Below are 21,449 nucleotides of genomic sequence, written 5' to 3' on the forward strand. Positions count from 1 at the left end.
CGCGTCAGCGGCCGAACGTGATCTGGGCGCGCTGGAGGTTGTGGTCCGAGCCTCGGTACGCCGTGTTGAACGCACCCGAGGACGTGAGCACGACCTGGTTCCGGTGGCTGTGGACCGAGCCGCCCTTGACGAAGATGTAGTCGATGCGGGTGGGCGCGTACGCGTAGCGGAAGGGCTTCGCGGGGTAGCCGCCGTCGCCCTTGGAGGCCGCCGTCTGGTTGTTCGTCGTCGCCCACCGGTGACCCTCGACGCTGCGCGCCGAGGCGGCGTCGACGAAGCCAGCCTTGATGAGTGTCGTCGTGGCACCGTTGGTGTCGCGCACGACGTCGGCGTTGAAGTCGCCGAGCAGGACGACGGGGTCACCCGGGGCGCGCCTGCTCACGTACGTGTTGATCGCCGTGATGGCGGCCACGCGGTGGGACGACGTCGCCTTCGCATTGGACTGCAGGTGGATCGACGCGACGACGAAGGTCTCACCCGTGCGGCGGTCTTGGAGGCGTGCCCAGCCGAAGTAGCGGTCCTTGTCGATCCGATCTGAGGGCGCGAGGATCGCGCGCAGGGACCGGACACCCGACGCGAGCACCTTGATGCGGTCGGTGCGCACGACGATGTGATCGCCCTTGGTCTGGCTTCCAGGCGCGGTCCCGACCGTCGCCTCAGAGTAGGCCAGCGCGTAGCCGCGCCCGAGGTCCTTGACGATCTCGAGGTACTGGCGCTCGCCGTTTCCGCCGTCGGACTTCCGCGTCGTCGCCTCCTGGAGGGCGATGACGTCCGCGCCAGCGAGCTTGAGCGATGCCTTGACGGCCCGGCGTCGTGACTCCCACTGGAGGGAGTCTTTGTACGAGGCTGTCGCCGCGATCGAGCCCACGTTGTAGGTCGCGAACGTCACCGCGTCGGCGCGCTTGCCCACGGGCGCCGCTGTGCCTGCGCGGGTGTGAACCGTGCGGGACGTGGCGACGCGCTTGCCGTTGTAGTAGCTCGCGCGCACGTAGACGTGATTGCCCGTCGCCGCACCGATGTACTTGCGGAACTTCGACGGGACGGTGAGAACCGTGGACTTCGTCGTCGGACGGATGCCGGTGACCGCCCAGCGCTTGGACTTCGTGTTGAGCGTGAGGTTGTCCCACGAGGCGTGCAGGGTGACGGACGTCCCGCGCGGGAGCGTGCCCCACGTGACCTTGACCTTGTTGAGCCCCGCGGCCTTGACCTTGATCGGCACGCGGCCGACCGAGCGGGTGTCGGCGCGCTTCTTCACGGCCTTGCTCGTCACGGTGCCCTTCGAGGTCACGGCGCGGACGCGGATCCAGTAGTCCTTGCGGACGGGGATCTTGGTGATCGTGCGGGTGCGCGACTTCGTCGTGGCGCGCTTCGTCTTCTTCTTGGTGAACTTCTTCGAGGTCGACCATTCGACGATGTAGCGCTTGGCGCCGCGCACCTTGGTCCAGCTGAGGGACAGGCGGCGGTCGCCCGGGATGACGGTGAGGACGGGACGCGCGACCTTCGACGCGCCCGCGTGCGTGCCGGCTGAGGCTGCGGCGGGAACTGCGGAGGCGGGTGCGGTCGCGATCGCTGGAAGGAACCCGGCGAAGGCGAGGCCGAGCGCCACGAGGAGCGCGGTGGTCCGCGTGCGGTCACGTCGTGCTGCAGTCATGCGTGGGCTCCCGGGGAGTCTCCGGCGCGGGGGTGTCCGGCTCGGCGCGCCCATAGTAGGCGGAGATGACCGTGAAAAATCAAGGCTTTGCACGAGTGACTTTGCGCTCGCTGTCAATGCCGGCTCGCCTGTTCACCCCTCTGCTCACCCGGGCAGGAGGGGTGTTGTGGGTGCTAGGCCCTCGGTTCGATCGAGCGAATCCATGCCCCGGGCAGGCCGAGCGTCGTCCGGAACTTGTCGGCCTTGGCAGTCCAGGTCGCCGTCGCGCCGGTCGATGACGTCGCGCGCAGCGACTTGGCCTGCTCGCTCGAGTACCGCTCGGTCACCTCGATCGTCACGACGTCGGGGAGCCCGAAGAGAGCCGCCGCGCGCGCCTGCGTGAGGGTGACGGTCCGGGGGTTCGTCGTGCTCGAGGACCACAGTGCGAATGAGTTGCCGGGCGCCTTGAGGCTGTACGCGTCGTCGACCGAGCGGATGTAGCTGACCTTCTGCGACCACACGTCCTCGCTGTTCGCGGAGCGGCCACCGGTCGAGGAGGAGTAGTACGTGACGGCGACGTGAGAGCCCGCGAGGACGACGCGGCCCGTCGTCGAGGAGGACGTGACGCTGTCGACAGCCGCCTTCCACCGCTTGCCCCACCTCTGGTCCGTGCCCTCACCCTCCTTCTTCCAGCCCGTGAAGAACTGGTCGGCCGTCGAGTCGACGACGTTGCAGGCGCAGCTGGCGCGCAGCACACCCTGGGGGGCGTCGTCGGAGACCTTCATGAGGCCGAGCGCATAGCTGCGTCCGGCGATCGCCTGGGCCTCGAGCGCCTCGAGCGGCCAGCTCGACGGCATCTCACCGAGGCCATAGAGATACTCGCGCGCGAACTCCAGGTCGTTGACGACGTTGAGGTGGCCGCCGATGACGGTGACCGTGAACCGTCCGTGGCGGTAGGTGCCGTGTGTCGCCGCACGGCCCGAGGTTGTGAGCAGGCGTGCCACGGCGGCCGTGCCCGTCGGCTTGTAGGCGGACGTCCCCGACCAGTGCAGCCGCAGCGTTGCGCCGCGCTCGGACGCCTTGGGGTAGGTGACGCCGTCGATGACGATGACGGGCTTGCCGTCGACAACCGTGAGCGTGCCCTGGGTCTCGTCAGAGATGTCCGTGAGGGCGCTCGTCCCCGTGGCCGTCCGCACGCGCCACGTGCCGTCGTCAATGGCGAACGTCACGGAGTTGGGATCGTGCTTGCCGATGACCTGCACGGCGACCTTGTCGGGAAGGGCGCGATCGGCAACCTTCGTGTCCGTGAAGTAGTGCTGGAGGATCTGGGTCGAGGACTTGCCCTCGCGAGCCATCTGGTACGCGCCGTACTGCGACAGGCCCAGCCCGTGGCCATAGCCCGAGCCGTCGATCGTGAACGCAGTCGGGATCTTCCCTGAGGTGTTCGACCCGGGGACGTCGTCGCTCGGCGCGGCCGAGCGAGGCGTGACCGTGACCTTGCGGACGCTCGAGACCGTCTTGCCGCTCGTCGTGATGAAGCGGTAGCTCGTCGTGACCTTGGGGGTCACGCGGTAGGTGAAGTTGCCCGACGCCGACGGCGCGAGCGTGCGCAGCGTCTTCCAGGCGCCCGACGTCGAGGCCTGGACGCGCAGGTAGCAGCACGTCACGGGGGCGCCGTTCGAGCGGTACGCGCTCGTGAGCGTGACGGACGTGCCCTCGCGGACGGTCGTCGCCGAGATCTTCGAGGAGACCGTGACGCCGCTCGTCCTCGCGGCGACCGTGACCTTGCGGGCCGTCGAGACGGTCTTGCCCGACGTGGTCGTCCACCGGTACTGCGTCGTGCGTGTGGGGGAGACCGTCGCGGAGAGCTTGCCCGTGGAGCTCGGACGCACGGTGCGCACGGTGGTCCACGAGCCCGTCGTGCGTTGCTGGAGGCGCACGGAGTACCGCGTGATCGCCTTCTTGCCCTGTCGGTAGTAGCCCGTGACCTTGATCTTCGTCCCGGAGCTCACCTTCGTCTTGGTGACGGCCGACGACAGCGTCACCTTCGCGCTCGATGCTGACGTGGCGGTCACGGTCACCTTGCGGGCCTTCGAGACGGTCTTGCCCGACGTCGTCGTCCACCGGTACTGCGTCGTGCGTGACGGCTTGACTGTCGTCTTGAGCGTGCCCGTGCGTGACGGCTTGACCGTGCGCACGGTCGTCCACGCGCCGCTCGTGCGCTTCTGGAGGCGCACCGAGTAGCGGGAGATCGGCGCGGAGCCCTGGCGGTAGGTGCCCTTGACCGTCACCTTCGCGCCCGCGCGAACCTTCGTGGCGCTCACGGACGAGGACAAGGTGACCTTGCGGCTCGAGGTGCCCGCGTGCCCCTGGGTCACGGTGACCTTGCGCGCGGGCGAGACCGTCTTGCCGCTCAGCGTCGTCCAGCGGTACTGCGTCGTGCGTGACGGAGCGACCTTGGTGCTGAGCGCGCCGGTGGCCGACGGCATGACGGTGCGGACTGTCCGCCACGCGCCACTCGTGCGCTGCTGCAGGCGGACGCGGTAGAACGACACCCCCCACGGGCCCTGGCGATAGGCGCCGCGAATCGTCACCGAGGTGCCTGCGGTGACGGCGGACCGGCTCACGCTCGAGGACAGCGTGACCTTGCTGCTCGCGGCCGCGAGCGGCGCGGCGGCGAGAGGAGCTGCGGTGAACGACGCAGCTGCGGCCGGTGCGGCCATGGCAGTGCTGGCGGGCACGAGGAGGACGGCAGCGAGGGCAGCGGCGAGGAGCATGGGCCCACGGCGGTGGGGGCGGTCGAGAGCATGCATGGCGTCAGTCTGCCGCAGGAACCGCTCAGAATAAAGCCCGGCGTTGCGTCACAGTGGCATCACTGGCCCCGCGTGTCGCGCGCGACGGCGTCAATGCGAGGGTTGTCCGGGCCCCGCGGACGCCCCGGCCCCGAGGACGGGGCGGACGATATCCTGACGCAGTCCTTCCGCCGCCCGACTCCAGGGAGCCCCATGTCCTCGTTCGATGAGCTGCCCGGCCAGTACAAGGTGCGCTCGCTCGCCCTTGCCGAGGCCGGCCGCCACCAGATCCGCCTCGCGGAGCACGAGATGCCGGGGCTCATGGCGCTGCGCGCCGAGTACCGCGACTCCCAGCCGCTCCGCGGCGCGCGCATCGCTGGCTCGCTTCACATGACGGTTCAGACCGCGGTACTCATCGAGACCCTCACGGCTCTTGGCGCCGAGGTGCGCTGGGCGTCGTGCAACATCTTCTCGACGCAGGACGAGGCAGCCGCCGCGATCGCGGTCGGCCCCACCGGATCTCCCGAGGCCCCCGCGGGCGTGCCCGTCTTCGCGTGGAAGGGCGAGAGCCTCGAGGAGTACTGGGACTGCACCGAGCAGATCATGCTGTGGCCCACCGCGGACGGCGCCCTCGAAGGCCCCAACATGATCCTTGACGACGGCGGTGACGCCACGATGCTCGTCCACCTGGGCCTCGCCTCCGAGAAGGCCGGCGCGGTCGCGACCGACACGGTCGACGGCGATGCGGACCACTCCGACGAGATGAACGTCGTCCGCGCCGTCCTGCGTCGCGGCCTCGCCGCGGACCCCGAGCGCTGGACCCGCATCGCCCCGGGGATCCTCGGCGTCACGGAAGAGACCACGACGGGCGTCCACCGCCTGTACCACCTCGCTGAGAAGGGCGAGCTTCTCTTCCCCGCGATCAACGTCAACGACTCCGTCACCAAGTCGAAGTTCGACAACAAGTACGGAATTCGCCACTCGCTCCCCGACGGCATCAACCGCGCGACCGACGTCCTCATGGGCGGCAAGGTCGCCTTCGTCGCCGGCTACGGCGATGTCGGCAAGGGCGCAGCCGAGGCCTTCCGCGGCCAGGGCGCGCGCGTCGTCGTCTCCGAGGTCGACCCCATCTGCGCCCTGCAGGCCGCGATGGACGGCTTCCAGGTCGTGCGCCTCGAGGACGTCCTCGACTCAGCCGACTTCTTCATCACGACGACCGGCAACTTCGGCGTCATCACGGCCGACCACATGGCCCGCATGAAGAACAAGGCCGTCGTCGGCAACATCGGCCACTTCGACAACGAGATCGACATCGCCGGCCTCGCCAAGATCCCGGGCGTGACGCGCACCGAGATTAAGCCGCAGGTTCACGAGTGGACGTTCCCGGACGGTCGCTCGATCATCGTGCTCTCCGAGGGCCGCCTGCTCAACCTCGGCAACGCGACCGGCCACCCGTCGTTCGTCATGTCGAACTCGTTCGCCAACCAGACGATCGCCCAGGTCGAGATCTTCACGAAGGCCGGCACGCCCGAGGCCTACGCGACCGACGTCCACCGCCTGCCCAAGGTTCTTGACGAGAAGGTCGCACGACTTCACCTCGACTCCCTCGGCGTCCGCCTCACGGAGCTCAGCCCCGCACAGGCCGACTACATCGGCGTCGCAGTGACGGGCCCGTACAAGCCCGAGCACTACCGCTACTGAACCCAGCCCCGACGCGGACGGGCCACGCGCACAGGGTGCGCGTGGCCCGTCCGCGTCTCACGGTCCGGTCTCGCGGCCCGGTCGTCAGGGACGGACGTCACGCCGGGTCGGGGACCCCGTACGGCAACCGGTGCAGCATGGCCGCCTGCTCGAGCGCCAAGTCCCGGGTCCGCTGAGCGGTCACCCACTCGCGCTCGCGACGCTCCGTCAGCACTGCCATGAGGAAGAGCTCGGGGTGAGTCCCGGGCGGTGGGCCCGGCGCGACGAACTGCTCGACCTCACTCGCAAGAGCGCCACCGAGCCGGGTGCGTGCATCCGGGGCGAGGCGCTCGGCGCGCGAGAGCATCTGCCGCGCGGCGAGCGCGAGCCCGTCGGGGAGCCGACGCATGTCGGCCGTCCGCGCCCACGAGGCCAGGTGCGGGGGCATCGCGAGCGTGACGTCGACCGTGCTCCGGCTCCGGTCGCGGACGACGTACGTGCCCGCGAGGAGGTCGCCGAGGCGTCGCCCCTTCGAGTTGAGCAGCGAGACGACAAGGGCGAGCGAGCCCATGGTCAGGTAGGTCTCGCCCACCGCGACGAGCGCCCGGACGAAGGCGTGCCGCACCGTGATGGGGCCGCCGTCGAGGCGCACGACACGGATGCCGAGTGCGAGCTTGCCGATCGAGAGCCCGCGCGAGAGCGTCTCGATGGTCGTCGGGATGATCACGGCGAGCGTGACGATGGCCGCGATCGTGAGAGGGCTCTGGTAGTCCGTGGGCAGGCTGAGGCCCGACAGGGCCCACGCTGCGCCAAGGAGGACCGCCGTGAGCGCGAGCAGGTCGATGAGGAGTGCGAGGCCGCGCGTGAGGAAGGCCGCGGGACGTGCGTCGACTACGACGCCCTCTCCTGTGACGATGCCGTCGCGCACGTGACCTCCTCGGACGATGCCGCCCCTGGTGGGGTTGCTCCCGCTAGGGTAGCGGTCGTGGATCTTGATGCCTTCCGACTGACGCACGAGCCCGAGTGGCAACGGCTCGCGGAACTCACGCGCCGACGCCGCCTGGGCGGCGCTGAGTCGGACGAGCTCGTCCGTCTCTACCAGTCGGTTGCCACCCACCTCTCCGTCGTGCGGTCGAGCGCTCCCGATCCGAGCCTCGTCCAGCGGCTCTCGGTTCTCGTCTCGCGGGCCCGCAATGCCCTCGCGGGTGCCCACGACCCGCGCTGGTCCGACGTCGTGCGCTTCGCGACCGTGTCGGCGCCCGTCGCCGTCTACCGGATCCGATGGTGGGTGCACGGGGTGACACTCGCGTGCGTGCTCATCGCGGTCGTCGCGGGCATCGCGGCGGCCAACGACGCGGCGATCCTCAACCTCCTCGGGAGCCCGGAGGACCGCCAGCACTACGTCGACGAGGCGTTTGCGCAGTACTACGACCCGGGTCTCGACTTTGCCCTCACGGTGTGGACCAACAACGCGTGGATCGCCGCCCAGTGCATCGCGCTCGGCATCACGGGCGTCTGGCCGGCGTACGTGCTTGCGAACAACGCGATCAACGTCGGGGTCATGGGTGGCCTCATGGCGGAGCACGGGCGGCTCGACATCTTCTTCGCGCTCATCACGCCGCACGGCCTCCTCGAGCTCACGGCGATCTTCGTCGCGGGCGCCGCGGGGCTGCGACTGTTCTGGACGGTCGTCTCACCGGGCCGCAGGCCCCGCGGTGTGGCCCTTGCCCAAGAGGGACGTGCGACGTTCACGATCGTCGTGACGCTCGCGGTGGCTCTCGCGGTCTCGGGGATCGTCGAGGGCTGGGTCACGGGGTCGAGCCTTCCGTGGTGGCTCAAGATCCTCATCGGCGCGATCGTGCTCGCGGGCTTCTGGACCTGGGTGACGGTCTATGGTCGTCGCGCGCACCGCGCGGGCTACACGGGCGACCTTGACGAGGACCGCGCCGGGGGCGCACAGATCTACGCCTGAGCAGCTCGCCCGACAGCGAGGCCCTTCGGAGCGATGCTCGAGACCGTGATGCTCGAAAAGGCGATGCTCTAAAAGGCGAGGATCGTGAGCGCGGGGATCGCAAAGCTCGCGATCATGGCCCCGACGACGATGAGGGCAACCCTGCGGTTGCGTCGTTCACGTTCGGTGGGCCCAGGCGCAGTCATGGTCCCATCCTCGCAGATGTCCCCGGGCGCGAGCCGCGACCCGCCTCACACGCGCCCTGCGGCAGGACGCGGCCTGCAGCAGGACACGCACTGCGGCAGGACGCGGACTGCGGGAGCCCGCCCGAGCGGCAGCGGCTAGAGGCGCCCCGCGCTCTTGAGCGCGAGGTAGAGGTCGGCGAGCGCGGGCGCGAGATCCTCGGGCGGCGCGTGGAGGACCTCGACCCCGCGACGGCGCAGGACGGTCGCGACCGCTGCGCGTTCGAGCTCGCCACGCTCGGCCGCGGCCGCGTCGTAGAGCGACTCGGCGTCGGTGCGGGTGCTGCGCAACGCGTCGATCTGGGGGTCGCGCACCGAGGCGACGACGACGAGATGGTCGCGCACGAGACGGTCGATGACCGCGAGCAACCCCGACTCGACGGCTGCGGGGTCCGTCGTCGTGAGGAGCACGACAAGAGCCCGCTGGCTGAGGCGTTCGCCGATGGCCGTGACGAGCGCAGGCCAGTCCGCCTCGACGAGGTGGGGCTCGACGGGTGCGAGGGCTTCGGCGAGCGCGGGCATGAGCCGCGTCCCCGAGGCGCCCGCGACGCGCGCCCTGGCGCGTCGGTCGAAGGCGAGGAGCTCGACGCGGTCCCCGCCGCGTGAGGCGAGGGCCGAGAGCAGGAGCGAGGCCTCGATCCCGGCGTCGAGGCGCGGTTCGTCGCCGACGCGCGCGGCCGAGGTCCGTGAGGTGTCGAGCACGATGAGCACGCGGCGGTCGCGCTCGGGACGCCAGGTGCGCACGACGACGTCGCCGCGGCGAGCGGTCGCGCGCCAGTCGATCGAGCGCACGTCGTCACCGATGACGTACTCGCGCAGGGAGTCGAACTCCGTGCCCTCGCCGCGGACCTGGACCGCCGAGCGTCCGTCCATCTCGCGCAGGCGGGCGAGCCGTGAAGGCAGGTGCCGCCGCGAGCGGAACGCCGGCAGGACGCGCAGGGTCGCAGGGACGGGGAACGTCACCTGGCGACCTCCGAGCCGCAACGGGCCGACGGTGCGCACCGTGACGCCGGCCCCGACGCGGTCGCCTCGGCGCCGGGGGACGAGGGTCGTCCGCAGGCGCACGCCCTCACCCGTGCGGACGCTGAACGCGTGGACGGGCTCGGCGGCGCCGGCCGACGGCGGCCAGGAGTCACGCAGGACGCCCCGCGCGCGCCGGGTGGACGCGTTCGTCAGGACGACCGTCGACACGGTTGCTTCGTCGAGGCGCACGGACGCGGGCACGGTGCGCGCGAGCGAGAGCTGCCGCGGCGACGCAGCGAGGAGCACGTCGGTGACCCAGACGAGCGCGACGAGGGCCGTCCACGCGAGGACCGTCGCGAGCTCGGGCCGCAGTGCCACGGGGAGTGCGCCGAGCGCCATGAGCGCGACAGCACGACCGGTGACGATCACGTCCCCTCCCGATGGTCGGAGGAACGTCGCACAGGTGTCATCGCGGAACCGGCACGCTCGCGAGCACTGTCGCGAGCACAGACTCGGCCGTCACACCCTCGAGCTCGGCCTCAGGACGCACCTGGACGCGGTGGCGCAGGGTCGCGGTGACGAGCGCCTTGACGTCGTCGGGCGTCACGTAGTCGCGACCCGCGAGCCACGCCCACGCACGCGACGTGGCCAGCAGCGCGGTCGCGCCACGCGGCGAGACCCCGAGCGAGAGCGAGGGCGAGCTGCGCGTCGCGCGGCACAGGTCGACGACGTACGTGAGGATCTCGGGAGCGATCTGGACGCGTGCGACGCGATCGCGGGCGGCGTCGAGCATCGCCGCGTCGGCGACCGCGTGGACACCCGCGCTCGCGAGGTCGCGCGGCGAGAAGCCGGTCGCGTGCCGGCGCAGGATCTCGACCTCGTCGTCGCGCTCGGGAAGCGGCAGGACGACCTTGAGGAGGAAGCGGTCGAGCTGTGCCTCGGGCAGCGGGTAGGTGCCTTCGTACTCGACCGGGTTCTGCGTCGCGATGACGAGGAACGGGTCGGGCAGCGGGCGCGCGGACCCGTCGACCGAGACCTGACGCTCCTCCATGGCCTCGAGCAGCGAGGACTGCGTCTTGGGGGGCGTCCGGTTGATCTCGTCGGCCAGCAGCAGGTTCGTGAAGACCGGGCCCTCACGGAACGAGAACTCCGCGGTGCGTGCGTCGTAGATGAGCGAGCCGGTGATGTCGCCGGGCATGAGGTCGGGCGTGAACTGGACGCGCGCGGTCTCGAGCGAGAGGGACGCCGACAGGGTGCGGACGAGGAGTGTCTTGGCAACGCCGGGGACGCCCTCGAGCAGGACGTGCCCGCGGCACAGGAGCGCGATGAGCAAGCACGTGACGGCCGAGTCCTGGCCGACGACCGCCTTGGCGACCTCCGCGCGCACGCCCGCGAGGGCAAGGCGGAGGCGCGCGTCGTCGTCCACGGGAGCCGGTGCGGACGCGGGCGCTGGCGCCGGCGCCTGACCGGGTGCCTGAGCCGGGGCGGGTGCGGAGGGCAGCGACCCGTCGGGCGCGGGAGCGGGCGGGACGGGCGTCGGCGCGCCGTGGGTCGGGACGGTCTCGTCGTTCACGAGCGGTCAACCTCTCTCTCAAGCTGGTCCAGCTGGTGGATGAGGGCGGCGAACGCCGCGTCGTCGGCAGGCGGGGGCCCGTGGAACACGTGCGCGATCTCGTGCGGGGAGCGTCCGGTCGCGCGGGCGATCGCGTCGACGAGAGCGGGACCGCTCGTCGAGCGGGGGAGGCCGACGCGACGTGCCATGCGGTCGGCAGCTCCTGCGCGCAGCGCCGCGGCGCTGTGGCCGCGCGCTCCGGCACGTCGGTAGAGGCGACCTCGCCCATAGGTGGACTCGATCGCCCGGACCTCGGAGGGCAGCTCTTCGGAGACGACCGGACCGAGGCCTCGGCCGCGCCAGAAGACCGCGGTGAGCACGGTGATCGCGGCGAGGAGGGTGAGCATGCGCGTGGCGCTCGGCAAGAGGTCGAAGAGGCTGGGAGCCCCGGTCGGCAGGCTTGTCGTGGTGCTGGCCGGGGGCAAGAACCACACGAGGTCGCCGTGGTGGCCGAGTGTGCGCAGCGCGAGCGCGGCATTGCCCTCGTGCGTCACGGTCCCGTTAGTCACGAGGTCGGCTGAGCCGAGCACGGTGATGCGGCGTCCGTCGTCGAGCACCACGGTGACGACGGCGGCTGAGGCCGGGACGCCCGCGGCCTGTGCCACGGGGAAGCACGCCTGGCCCGCGCCCTCGAGCGTGTACGTCGACCCGGAGACGGCAATGCGTCCCGCCGCGATCGCGTCAGGGTCCGTGCATCCCGCGTCGAGAGGAACGGTCGCGACCGTCCCGGAGGAGGCCTCGACGACGCGCCCGTCCGTCAGGTGCTCGACAGCCGCCGGGTCGGCGCCGATGAGGACGAGGTCGGCGCGTGTGGTCGCGAGGGTCGTGAGCGCGTCGGTGCCGAGCGGGACATCGCCGACGATCGCCACCGTGGCCTCGTCGCTCGCGCGGCGGACGGCGTCCGTCGCGCTCGTCGTCTGGACGACGTCGACGCCCTGACGTCCGAGAACCTGAGCGACCGCGCGGGCCCCGTGCTCGGTCGCCGTGTCGATGTCGAGCGGAACCGTGCTGCGTCGCGGGCTGAGGACCGTCACGAGGACGATCCCGAGGATGAGGACGCCGACGACGAGGAGCGGCCATCGCCACTGGCGCCACCGGCTCGCGGCCCGGGACCGTGTGGTCGTGCCGTCACCCATGGTGTCGGTCGCGTCGTCGCGTACGACGACGGACGGCGCTCCAGCAGGCGTGGTCGTCGAGCTCATCGGAGCCTCCCGAGGACGACGGCACGCTGGGCAGTCGGCACGGCGCGTGCTGCGCCGAGGGTCGTGTCGAGGTCGGTGAGCTCGGCGAGATGGCCCGCGGTGGCGGGGCGCTCGCCGTAGAGCGTGTCGTCGAAGAGCCGCGCCGCCGCGCGCACGCGCACCTCGAGCGTGGGGTAGGCGGCACCCAGCTCGGACGCGGCTTCGTCGGCAGTGCGGCCGGGAAGCTCGGTGAGGACGACGCGTTCCTCTGCGGACCGCACGATCGCACGGAACCGTTCGACGACAGCAGTCGTGAGGTCGCCTCTGGCCGCGGCGTCGTCGGACGCGTGGCGCATCTGCTCCGCCGAGCGCGTGTCGTCGTCGGCCGCGATCGCGCCTGCGGCGAGCCTCGCGCCGCGGAGCCGTGCGGGCCCCGCGATCCACACCGCGACCGCGATGAGTGCGGCGACGATCGCGACGGCGATGACGAGGGTGAGCGGCGAGATGTTGCCTCCGGCCTCGAGGATCGCCTCGAGGCGCTCGGTGATCCACGCGAGGAAGCGCTCGATGAGCGAGGGCCCTTCGTGGTAGATCGGGTTGGCGAGCTCGTCCTCGAGCCACCGGCGCGCGGTGGGCGCGTCGGGGTCGACGGGGACGGCCGCGAGGACCGTGACGTGCCGCAGCACGTCAGGAGTTCTCGCGTGCCGCGGCTGCGGCGAGCTCGACGTCAAGGCCCTCGCGTCGCATCCGGACGTCGATGTAGATGAGGGCGATGAGTGCGCTGAGGAACGAGATGGTCACGACGTAGGTGACGAGGAGCGAGAAGGCGGTGATGGCGATCATCATGGCGTCGAGGGGCATGACCGTGCCCGCGAGCCCACCGATGAGACCGATGGGGACCGAGAGGATCTGCCCGACGATTCCGACGGCGACCTGCGCGAGGAGATAGATCCCGAGCAGCCGCCAGAATCCGCCGCGTGTGAGCGTCCAGCCCCGAGAGATCGCCGTGCGGATGGAGACTCGTTCGAGCACGAGGGCGGGCGCCATGAGCATGGTGCGGACGGCGAACCACATGAACCCGACGATGAGCCCGAGGGACAGGACGAGGATGAGCAGGACGCCGGCGGCTGCCCCGTCGGTGCTCTCGATGAGCGGGATGGCTCCGAGGACGACAAGAGCGAGCGATCCGGCGATGACGATGGCACTGCCGAGCCCGAGGAGCAGCGAGAGGCCGATGAGGCGCCAGATCGAGGGGCGGGTGGCAGCCCAGGTCTCGCCGACGGTCGCCTTGTGGCCGAGCACCGAGCGGGACACCGACACCGTGAGCAGGCCTGCCATGACGGGGGTGATGACGAATGTCATGACCGGCGTGAGCAGGATCGTCGAGATGAGGGGCGACATGGCGGAGCGGAACTCCTCCATGTCTGCGGCGCTGACCTCCTCACCGAAGATCGTGTCCAGCCCTGCGCCGAAGACCTGCGGCAGTGCGTTGGTGAGGAGCTGCTGGCCCAGGATGCCGAGGGCGACCGAGACGGCGACGACGAGGGTAGTCAGCCCGACCATGACGCGCGGGTTGGTGCGGATGGCTCCGAAGGCGCCGTCGAAGAGCTCGCCGAGGCTCAGGGGACGCAGCGAGATGATGCCGGGGCGAAGCGAGGGCGGCGGCCCGGAGAACCCTTGCGGCGGTCCGTAGCCGGTGGGGCCCTGGCCGTACTGCGGTTGCCCATACTGGGGCTGGCCGTACTGGGGCTGGCCGTACTGGGGTTGCCCGTACTGGGGCTGGCCGTACTGGGGTTGCCCGTACTGGGGCTGGCCGTACTGGGGTTGCCCGTACTGGGGCTGGCCGTACTGCGGTTGCCCGTACTGAGGGGGAGCGGGCGGCGACTGCGGGTCCTGCGGTCCAGGGCGCGACCCCGGTGCGCCCGTCCCGGGGTCAGGCTGACCCCATCCAGCGCCGTCTGCGCTCGTCATCGGTGCGACCTCCCAGGTCGTTCGCGTGAGGTCCGTCGGCTCGTTCACCACGCGGACACGCGCCATCGTGCCACGAACAGCACCTTCCGTGCAGGAAGTATCGTGCCGTGCGCCCTCCGGGGATGGCAGACTGACGGGCATGAAGGAACGCGTCCTCGTCGTTGATGACGACACCGCTCTCGCTGAGATGATCGGCATCGTTCTGCGCTCTGAGGGATTCGAGCCGTCGTTCTGCGCGGACGGCGACGGAGCGCTCGCGGCATTCAGGGCTTCCAAGCCTGACCTGGTGCTCCTCGACCTCATGCTGCCCGGCAAGGACGGCAACGAAGTCTGCCGCCTCATCCGCGCCGAGTCCGGCGTTCCGATCATCATGCTCACGGCGCGCACCGACACGATCGACGTCGTCCTCGGTCTCGAGGCCGGGGCCGACGACTACGTCTCGAAGCCGTTCAAGCCCAAGGAGCTCATCGCGCGGATCAGGGCGCGGCTGCGCCGGAACGACGAGGTCGAGGCCGAGCGGCTGACGATCGGCGACCTCGAGATCGACGTGACGGGCCACCGCGTGCTCCGCGGCGGCGAAGCGATCTCGTTGACCCCGCTCGAGTTCGACCTCCTCGTCGCCCTCGCGCGCAAGCCGTGGCAGGTCTTCTCCCGCGAGGTGCTTCTCGAGAAGGTGTGGGGATACCGCCACGCGGCTGACACGCGTCTTGTCAACGTGCACGTCCAGCGTCTGCGTTCCAAGATCGAGCACGACCCCGAGCGTCCTGAGATCGTCGTGACCGTCCGTGGCGTCGGCTACCGGGCGGGCGCCTCGGGCGCATGAGCGACGAGGGCGCCGCCCCCGTCATCCCCGCGCCACCTGGCCCGCTGGGGAGGCTCGTCGTCCGGTGGCGGCGCTCCATCCAGGTCAAGGTCGTCTCGACGGCGCTCGTCGTCGGGACGATCATGCTCTTCGTCCTGGGCGGGTACCTCTCGGGATCGATCCGTGACGGCGTGTTCGCTCAGCGCCTCACCGAGGTTCTGCTCGACTCGGCGCGCACGACCCAGCAGGCGCAGCTGACGTTCGACACGTCGACGGCCGCGACGTCGACGCAGGTGCAGCTTCTTCTCAACGACATGCTCCCGAAGCTGCGCTCGAGCGGCACGAGCTCGCGCGAGGTCGTGCTCCTGCGCACGGACGCTGCGCGGGTCGCACCCGGGATCGTCGACATCACGACAGCGCAGTCCCTCATCCCCCTCGTGACCGACGCGCTGCGCAGCGCCGTCGCCCGCGGGGACGGCCAGCAGTGGCAGTCCGTCGCGATGCCCGTGCGCGGCCAGGACGGCGCCACCGAGCCCGGGATCGTCGTCGGCTCGCTCGTCGAGGTGCCGCTCGCAGGTCCGTTCGAGCTGTACTACGTCTACTCCCTCGCCGCCGAGCAGGACACGCTCAGCTTCATCCAGGGTGTGCTCGTCGTCGGCGCCACCGCCCTCATCGCGATCCTCGTCGTCATCACGTACGTGTCGACGCGGCAGGTCGTGCGCCCTGTCCAGCGTGCGGCGCTGAGCGCCGAACGCCTCGCTGAGGGGCATCTGGGCGAGCGGCTCGCCGTGCGGGGCGGTGACGAGATGGCGACGCTCGGCCGTTCCTTCAACGAGATGGCGGCGAGTCTCCAGCGGCAGATCGAGCAGATGGAGGCGCTGAGCGCGCTGCAACGGCGGTTCGTCTCGGACGTCTCGCACGAGCTGCGCACCCCGCTCACGACGATCCGCATGGCTGCCGAGATGATCCACGACGCGCGTGACGGCTTCGACCCCGTCGTGCGGCGTTCCTCGGAGCTTCTCACGCTCCAACTCGACCGCTTCGAGTCGCTCCTCGCGGACCTGCTCGAGATCTCGCGGTTCGATGCGGGTGCCGCGACCCTTGATGCGGAGCATCGCGACGTGCGCGACGTCGTCGACCGGGCGGTCGACAACGCGGTCGTCCTCGCGAGCGCGAAGGGCGTCTTCCTCTCGGTCGACTACGAGGACGCGCCGGCGCGTGCCGACGTCGACCCCGTGCGCCTCGAGCGCATCGTGCGCAACCTTCTCGTCAACGCGATCGAGCACGCGGAGGAGGGCCCCGTCGAGGTGACGGTGGCCTCCGACGAGCACGCGGTCGCTGTCCACGTGCGTGACTTCGGGGTCGGGATGACCCCGGAGGCGGCCTCGCGCGTGTTCGACCGCTTCTGGCGTGCTGATCCGGCTCGCGCGCGGACGACGGGTGGCACGGGCCTGGGTCTTGCGATCTCGCTCGAGGACGCGCGGCTGCACGGCGGCTGGCTCGAGGCGTGGGGGCGGCCGGGGGAGGGGGCCGCGTTCCGGCTCACCCTTCCGCGCCGCGCCGGGATCCGCCTCGTCACCTCGCCCGTCCCGCTAGTCCCGGAGAGCGCGGAGCCACGCGATCCGGTGCACTCCGACCCGATGAGCACGCCGGGCGGCTACGGTGCGGCTTCGGTGCCCGTGCTCGCTGACGATGAGGAGGACTCGTGACCGCTCCCGCTGGGCGTCGCACCCGGTTGGCGACCCTGACCGCGTTCGCGGCCGCTCTTCTCGTGGGCTGCGTGTCGCTTCCGACGTCGGGCCCCGTCTCGCGCGGGGAGACCGGGGTCGCCGACGAGCTCGACCCCATCTACCTCATCATCGACGGCCCCGTGGCGGGCGCCTCCCCCGAGCAGATCGTGCGCGGTTTTGTCACTGCGCAGGCTGCCGGTGCGGTCGACCGCTTCGAGACCGCGCGGATGTTCCTCACGCCTGCTGCGGTCGACGCGTGGGACCCTCGCACGGGCATCACGGTGTTCGCGGGCGATCTCGCGTTCGACGCCCCGTACGCGCCGTCGCCGGCGGGCACCGCGCAGGACGAGACGGGCGACGCGGGCAGTGCGAGCGGAGCCGGGGCCGAGGGTGCGGTCGTGCCGGGTGCGGCAGCGTCGAGCACGCCGGGGGATGCTCCGAGCGAGCCCGCAGGCGAGGCGCCGCTCGACCTCACGACGGCTTCTCACCTTGCGATCACGGGCCACGCCCGCGTCGCCGCCTCGGTCGACGGGACGGGGCGCCTCACCGAGGGCGATCCCGAGGCCGTTCAGGACGTTCAGGTCGAGCTGGAGCGCACGGTCGAGGGGGAGTGGCGCATCTCTGCGGTTCCTGACGGGCTGCTCGTCTCCCAACCGAACTTCCGTGCGGCGTACGAGTCGACGTCGGTGTACTTCGCGACGACCGATCTTGCGTTCCTCGTCCCCGAGGTGCGCTGGTTCCCGCGTGAGAATCACGCGTCGTACGCTGTCGCGTCGCTCGTGGCCGGTCCTTCGCCGCTCTTGCGCGACGTCGTCGTCACGGGCGCCCCGGCGGGGACGACGCTCTCGGTCGAGGGGGTGCGTCCGGGCCTGGCGGGCCGTGTCGACGTCGACCTCAGTCAGCAGGTGCTCGCGGCTGACGCGCGGCAGCGTTCGCTGCTCGCGGCGCAGATCGATGCGACGCTGCGGCCGCTCGGTATCGCCGGGGTGGATCTCTTGGTCGGTGGGGTCCCGCTCACGGGTGCGACGCCGCTGACGATCGAACGAGACCCGTCGCCCGGTGGCTCGCCGGTCGCGCTGCGGACGGAGGACAGCGCCGTCGTGCGTCTTGAGGGCCGCGAGCTCGTCGCGTTCGAGGGCGTGGCGCCTCTCACGGGCCGTGATGTCACGGGGCTCGCGGTGTCGGCCGACGGCAGGACGCTCGTCGCGCGCCTCGGCACGCAGCAGATCGTGCGGCTCTCGGCGGACGGCTCGGCACCGGTGCCGATCCTCCAGGGGACCGAGCTCATCGTCCCCTCGGTCGACCGCACGGCTCGGGTGTGGACCGCTGACGGTGCGACGCCCGCGGCGCTCACGGTCCTCACGCCGGGGCGCGAGGAGCCCACGCTGCTCGAGGCGCCGTGGCTCGAGGACAACAAGGTCGTGGCGCTGCGGGTCTCGCGCGACGGCGCGCGCGTCGCGCTCGTCGTGGGCGGACCCACGACGTCCCGCATCTTCGTCTCGGGCATCGTTCGGGCCCCCGACGGCACCCCGACCGGGCTGACGACGCCCGTGAGCGGTGGTGCGTCGCTCACGACGGTGACCGACGTCGACTGGGTCGACGAGTCCACTCTCGTCGTGCTGGGAGCGCCCATGGGCGCCGCGCACCTGGCTGCGTTCGTCGTCCCGATCGGCGGGACGAGCGAGGCGATGTCGACGGTCGACGACGTCGTCGCGCTCACTGCGGGCCGTGGCCGCCGTGCCGTCTACGTCGAGACGTCGACCGGCGAGGTCTTCGGCCGCGGTGCGACAGGAACGAACTGGTCGCCCGTCGTCCTGGGGGTTCGCTTCCTCACGTACCCGGGCTGAGAGGCCGCCCACAGGGACCGTGAACGCGGGCTCGTCCACACGCGTGCGCGCGTGCGTCCGCCCCGGTCCGACGATGACCGGGTGAACCCGAACGCCTGGCGCCCCTGGGCGCGGCTGAGCGACCTCGTCGTGCCGCTCGCGTGCGCGGGGTGCGAGGCACGGGGCGTCGTGCTGTGCGAGTCGTGCGCGCGCCTTTTGGGGAGCCCGTGGCGCTGCGAGGCCGGTGCGCCGCGGCTCGAGCGGACCGATGGTCGACCCGTCCTCCCCGTGTGGACGCTGGGGGTTCTGCACGGTGACCTGCACAGGTTGGTCGTCGCCTGGAAGGACGGCGCCCGCCGCGACGTCGATGCGGCTCTTGCTCGGGCGATGGAGCACGCGGGGCGCGCGCTCGCTCCCGCGGTGAGTTCGGTCGTCAGCCGGGACGGACTCGTCATCGTTCCCGTACCGTCCTCGACGCGCTCGACCATGCGGCGCGGCTGTGTCCCGGTCGAGGGCCTCGCCGCAGGGCTCGTCGCCGGCCTCCGCGCGGCGGGCGTCGATGCCCGCGGCGAGGCTGGCGCCCTGCGCCGGCGCCTCGGCGTCCGCGACCAGGCGGGGCTTGGCCGCGATGCGCGAGCTCACAACCTCGCGGGCGCGCACCGTGCGCGCGCACCGAACACGGACGCGCCCGTCGTCCTGGTCGATGATGTCCTCACGACGGGGGCGACGCTCGCAGCCGCCCAGGACGCGCTCGCGGAGGCGGGCCACTGCGTCGTCGGCGCGGCCGTGCTGGCGGCGACGCCGACCTCGGCGGCTGCAGGGCCTCTGGGGGAGGCGGCGCCAGGGACCAAGGTGCTGCGGGGAGGGGGTGCGACGGGATAGGGTCGTGGTGAGCCAGCCCACCTGGATCTCACACCGGACGACGACTGTCCGCGGTGCGAACGGGTGGGGCGACAGACGACTCGTCAAGGAGGTGATCGGACCTCGAGGCCCCCGTGGCCCACCACCTGACGACAGTCCGCGAGCGCTCCGGTAGGGAGCGTTCGCCAGCCCACAACGGAGGCTCACATGGAGATCGCGATCGTCGGCCGGCACACAGAGGTGCCCGAGCGTTTTCGCCGACACGTCGAGGAGAAGCTCAGCAAGGTCTCGCAGCTGGCGCCACGCGCCCAGCGGATCGAGGTCGAGGTCACGGAGGAGAAGAACCCCCGGCTTGCCGATGTGCGGGAGCGCGTCGAGCTCACCGTGCGTGACAAGGGACCGGTCGTGCGGGCCGAGGCCGCAGCGGATGACCGCTACGCGGCGCTCGACCTCGCCACCGCCAAGCTGTTCGAGCGTCTTCGCCGGGTCCGTGACCGCCGTAAGGATCACCGCGGGAACATGATCGTGGAGCCCGTCGACGTTCGGCCCTACACGGAGCCGCCCGCCGAGCCGGAGGCTCCCACGGGCCCTCTCTCCGTCGGCGAGACGGCGGAGTCCACGCTTGGCGACTCGCCCGTGCTCATCCGCCAGAAGGTTCACGCGGGCAGGCCCATGACGATCGATGAGGCGCTCTACGAGATGGAGCTCGTCGGTCACGACTTCTATCTGTTCGTCAACTCCGAGACGGGCCGCCCCTCGGCCGTCTACAACCGTCGCGGGTGGTCGTACGGCGTCATCGAGCTCGACGTCTCGTAGCCACTCGTCGCCGATGCGTAGCAGCACGGCACGTGCGCAACGGGTTCGGCCCCGGTCCGGTGGACCGGGGCCGAACTCGTCCACTCTCGTCTGAGCCGCGCACTGTCGCAGGTTCATGGTTCGATCGACGGGTGCCGATCTCTCGTGAACAGCTCTCTCTCGCTGAGGCCCGCCGGGTCGCTCTCGCGGCGCAGGGGCTGCATCGCCCGAGCCCGCTCGCGACGCCTGGGCTCGGCCCGGCCGCGCTCGCGCGTTCGGTCGCGGCCCGGGGGCTCACGCAGATCGACTCGGTCCAGGTGCTCGCACGCGCTCACCACATGCCGACGTACTCGAGGTTCGGCGCCCATGACGTCACGGCGCTCGACCGTGCCGCGGGCCGGGCCCCGCGCCGGCTCGTCGAGACGTGGGCGCACGAGGCGTCGTTCATCCCGGTCGGGACCTACCCGCTGCTCGCCGTGAGGCGCCGCCGAGCCCAGGACTACGCATGGTCGAACATCTCGTCGGTCGCGCGCACGCACCCGGAGGTCGTGACGCGCGTGCGCGAGCTCGTCGCCGAGCTCGGTCCGGTGAGCGCGGCGGGGGTCCAGGACGCCGTCGAGCACGAGCACCCGCGTGGCCCGCGCACGGAGTGGGGGTGGAACTGGACGGTCGCCAAGCGCTGCCTCGAGCATCTGCTCACGACGGGCGGGGTCGCGGTCGCTGGTCGCACCGCGACGTTCGAGCGGCTGTACGACCTTCCCGAGCGTGTCCTGCCCGCTCTCGCCCTCGCTGAGGAGCCAGACGACGCCACGTGCGTGCGGGGCCTGCTCGAGATCGGGGCGCGTGCTCACGGCGTCGGGACCCTCGCGTGCTTCCGGGACTACTTTCGGCTGCGCGGCCCGGAGGTCGCGGTCGCGCTCGCGTCCCTCGTCGAGGAGGGCATCCTGCGGCGCGTCACCGTGCGCGGCTGGGAGGCGCCCACGTATCTGCACCGGGACGCGCGCCTGCCGGGCGCTGCGCAGGCCACGACGCTCGTGAGCCCGTTCGACCCGCTCGTGTGGTTCCGGCCGCGCCTCGCCGCGCTCTTCGGCGTCGACTACCGGATCGGCATCTACACGCCCGCGCACAGGCGCACGTTCGGTTACTACGCGTTGCCGCTGCTCGTGGGTGATCGCTTCGTCGCGCGGCTCGATCTCCGTCTCGACCGGCGGGCCGGTGCGCTCGAGGTGCTCGGCGCGTTCCACGAACCCGGGCGCCTCCCCGGCACGGGGGTGGGGGCAACCCTCGATCTCCGTGAGGTCGTGGCGAGCGAGCTCGCGCGGCTCGGTACGTGGTTGGGAGCCTCGACCGTCGTGGTCCCCGATGCGGCGCAGGGTGATCTCGTGTCCGCTCTGCGCGTAGCACCGTGACTCC

At 71.3% G+C, this 21,449-nt stretch carries 16 protein-coding genes; 8 read left to right on the forward strand and 8 right to left on the reverse strand.

Features of this window, described 5'->3' with window-relative positions:
* Positions 1 to 4: 4 nt before the first annotated feature.
* The gene (locus ACTVCO_RS03605) at positions 5 to 1,651 is read right to left on the reverse strand and encodes an endonuclease/exonuclease/phosphatase family protein (protein ID WP_443727011.1); all 1,647 of its coding nucleotides are present in this window, start codon (positions 1,649 to 1,651) and stop codon (positions 5 to 7) included.
* Positions 1,652 to 1,824: 173 nt separating this feature from the next.
* A complete protein-coding gene (locus ACTVCO_RS03610) occupies positions 1,825 to 4,443 on the reverse strand; it encodes a SpoIID/LytB domain-containing protein (RefSeq protein WP_443727012.1) in 2,619 nt (872 codons plus the stop codon).
* A gap of 192 nt (positions 4,444 to 4,635) precedes the next feature.
* Between ACTVCO_RS03610 and ahcY the strand changes: the two genes are divergently transcribed.
* Positions 4,636 to 6,123, forward strand: a complete 1,488-nt coding sequence (gene ahcY / locus ACTVCO_RS03615; RefSeq protein ID WP_443727014.1) for an adenosylhomocysteinase — start codon at positions 4,636 to 4,638, stop codon at positions 6,121 to 6,123.
* Between the two features lie 97 nt (positions 6,124 to 6,220).
* Here the strand turns inward: ahcY and ACTVCO_RS03620 are convergent, their stop codons facing one another.
* Positions 6,221 to 7,030: an RDD family protein gene (locus tag ACTVCO_RS03620; protein WP_443727015.1), complete on the reverse strand. Its 810-nt coding sequence runs from the start codon at positions 7,028 to 7,030 to the stop codon at positions 6,221 to 6,223.
* Between the two features lie 57 nt (positions 7,031 to 7,087).
* Between ACTVCO_RS03620 and ACTVCO_RS03625 the strand changes: the two genes are divergently transcribed.
* The gene (locus ACTVCO_RS03625; protein ID WP_443727016.1) at positions 7,088 to 8,074 is read left to right on the forward strand and encodes a stage II sporulation protein M; all 987 of its coding nucleotides are present in this window, start codon (positions 7,088 to 7,090) and stop codon (positions 8,072 to 8,074) included.
* A 320-nt stretch (positions 8,075 to 8,394) separates the two neighbouring features.
* Here the strand turns inward: ACTVCO_RS03625 and ACTVCO_RS03630 are convergent, their stop codons facing one another.
* The 5 genes from ACTVCO_RS03630 to ACTVCO_RS03650 are packed head-to-tail and all read right to left on the reverse strand — an operon-like array spanning position 8,395 to position 14,022.
* Positions 8,395 to 9,687: a DUF58 domain-containing protein gene (locus tag ACTVCO_RS03630; protein ID WP_443727017.1), complete on the reverse strand. Its 1,293-nt coding sequence runs from the start codon at positions 9,685 to 9,687 to the stop codon at positions 8,395 to 8,397.
* Positions 9,688 to 9,724: 37 nt separating this feature from the next.
* On the reverse strand, positions 9,725 to 10,831 hold the full coding sequence (locus ACTVCO_RS03635) for an AAA family ATPase (RefSeq protein ID WP_443727018.1): 1,107 nt from the start codon (positions 10,829 to 10,831) through the stop codon (positions 9,725 to 9,727).
* Positions 10,828 to 12,072, reverse strand: a complete 1,245-nt coding sequence (locus ACTVCO_RS03640) for a DUF4350 domain-containing protein (RefSeq protein WP_443727019.1) — start codon at positions 12,070 to 12,072, stop codon at positions 10,828 to 10,830. Before ACTVCO_RS03640 ends, ACTVCO_RS03635 begins: the two co-directional genes overlap by 4 nt.
* Entirely contained in the window at positions 12,069 to 12,737 is a 669-nt protein-coding gene (locus tag ACTVCO_RS03645) for a DUF4129 domain-containing protein (RefSeq protein WP_443727020.1), read from the reverse strand. Before ACTVCO_RS03645 ends, ACTVCO_RS03640 begins: the two co-directional genes overlap by 4 nt.
* Position 12,738: 1 nt before the next feature.
* On the reverse strand, positions 12,739 to 14,022 hold the full coding sequence (locus tag ACTVCO_RS03650; RefSeq protein WP_443727021.1) for a glycerophosphoryl diester phosphodiesterase membrane domain-containing protein: 1,284 nt from the start codon (positions 14,020 to 14,022) through the stop codon (positions 12,739 to 12,741).
* Positions 14,023 to 14,161: 139 nt separating this feature from the next.
* Between ACTVCO_RS03650 and mtrA the strand changes: the two genes are divergently transcribed.
* From mtrA to ACTVCO_RS03680, 6 genes are all read left to right on the forward strand, one after another.
* A complete protein-coding gene (gene mtrA / locus ACTVCO_RS03655; protein ID WP_443727022.1) occupies positions 14,162 to 14,845 on the forward strand; it encodes an MtrAB system response regulator MtrA in 684 nt (227 codons plus the stop codon).
* Positions 14,842 to 16,533 (forward strand): MtrAB system histidine kinase MtrB, encoded by a 1,692-nt coding sequence (gene mtrB, locus ACTVCO_RS03660; RefSeq protein ID WP_443727023.1) that lies wholly within the window; start codon positions 14,842 to 14,844, stop codon positions 16,531 to 16,533. The genes mtrA and mtrB overlap by 4 nt, the downstream gene beginning before the upstream one ends.
* On the forward strand, positions 16,530 to 18,401 hold the full coding sequence (locus ACTVCO_RS03665; RefSeq protein ID WP_443727024.1) for an LpqB family beta-propeller domain-containing protein: 1,872 nt from the start codon (positions 16,530 to 16,532) through the stop codon (positions 18,399 to 18,401). The genes mtrB and ACTVCO_RS03665 overlap by 4 nt, the downstream gene beginning before the upstream one ends.
* Before the next feature lie 81 nt (positions 18,402 to 18,482).
* A complete protein-coding gene (locus tag ACTVCO_RS03670; protein ID WP_443727025.1) occupies positions 18,483 to 19,262 on the forward strand; it encodes a ComF family protein in 780 nt (259 codons plus the stop codon).
* 186 nt (positions 19,263 to 19,448) lie between these two features.
* A complete protein-coding gene (gene hpf, locus ACTVCO_RS03675; RefSeq protein WP_443727026.1) occupies positions 19,449 to 20,057 on the forward strand; it encodes a ribosome hibernation-promoting factor, HPF/YfiA family in 609 nt (202 codons plus the stop codon).
* A 131-nt stretch (positions 20,058 to 20,188) separates the two neighbouring features.
* On the forward strand, positions 20,189 to 21,445 hold the full coding sequence (locus tag ACTVCO_RS03680) for a winged helix-turn-helix domain-containing protein (RefSeq protein ID WP_443727027.1): 1,257 nt from the start codon (positions 20,189 to 20,191) through the stop codon (positions 21,443 to 21,445).
* The last annotated feature ends 4 nt before the right edge of the window (positions 21,446 to 21,449 follow it).

The organism is Sanguibacter sp. A247, from assembly GCF_052324925.1.
In the GTDB taxonomy this organism is placed as follows: Bacteria; Actinomycetota; Actinomycetes; order Actinomycetales; family Cellulomonadaceae; genus Flavimobilis.

Bases quoted from the DNA above. Each gene is read 5' to 3' on its own strand.
- ACTVCO_RS03605 (WP_443727011.1), bottom strand. From the start codon at position 1,651: ATGACTGCAGCACGACGTGACCGCACGCGGACCACCGCGCTCCTCGTG.
- ACTVCO_RS03610 (WP_443727012.1), bottom strand. From the start codon at position 4,443: ATGCATGCTCTCGACCGCCCCCACCGCCGTGGGCCCATGCTCCTCGCC.
- ahcY (WP_443727014.1), top strand. From the start codon at position 4,636: ATGTCCTCGTTCGATGAGCTGCCCGGCCAGTACAAGGTGCGCTCGCTC.
- ACTVCO_RS03640 (WP_443727019.1), bottom strand. From the start codon at position 12,072: ATGAGCTCGACGACCACGCCTGCTGGAGCGCCGTCCGTCGTCGTACGC.
- ACTVCO_RS03650 (WP_443727021.1), bottom strand. From the start codon at position 14,022: ATGACGAGCGCAGACGGCGCTGGATGGGGTCAGCCTGACCCCGGGACG.
- mtrA (WP_443727022.1), top strand. From the start codon at position 14,162: ATGAAGGAACGCGTCCTCGTCGTTGATGACGACACCGCTCTCGCTGAG.
- mtrB (WP_443727023.1), top strand. From the start codon at position 14,842: ATGAGCGACGAGGGCGCCGCCCCCGTCATCCCCGCGCCACCTGGCCCG.
- hpf (WP_443727026.1), top strand. From the start codon at position 19,449: ATGGAGATCGCGATCGTCGGCCGGCACACAGAGGTGCCCGAGCGTTTT.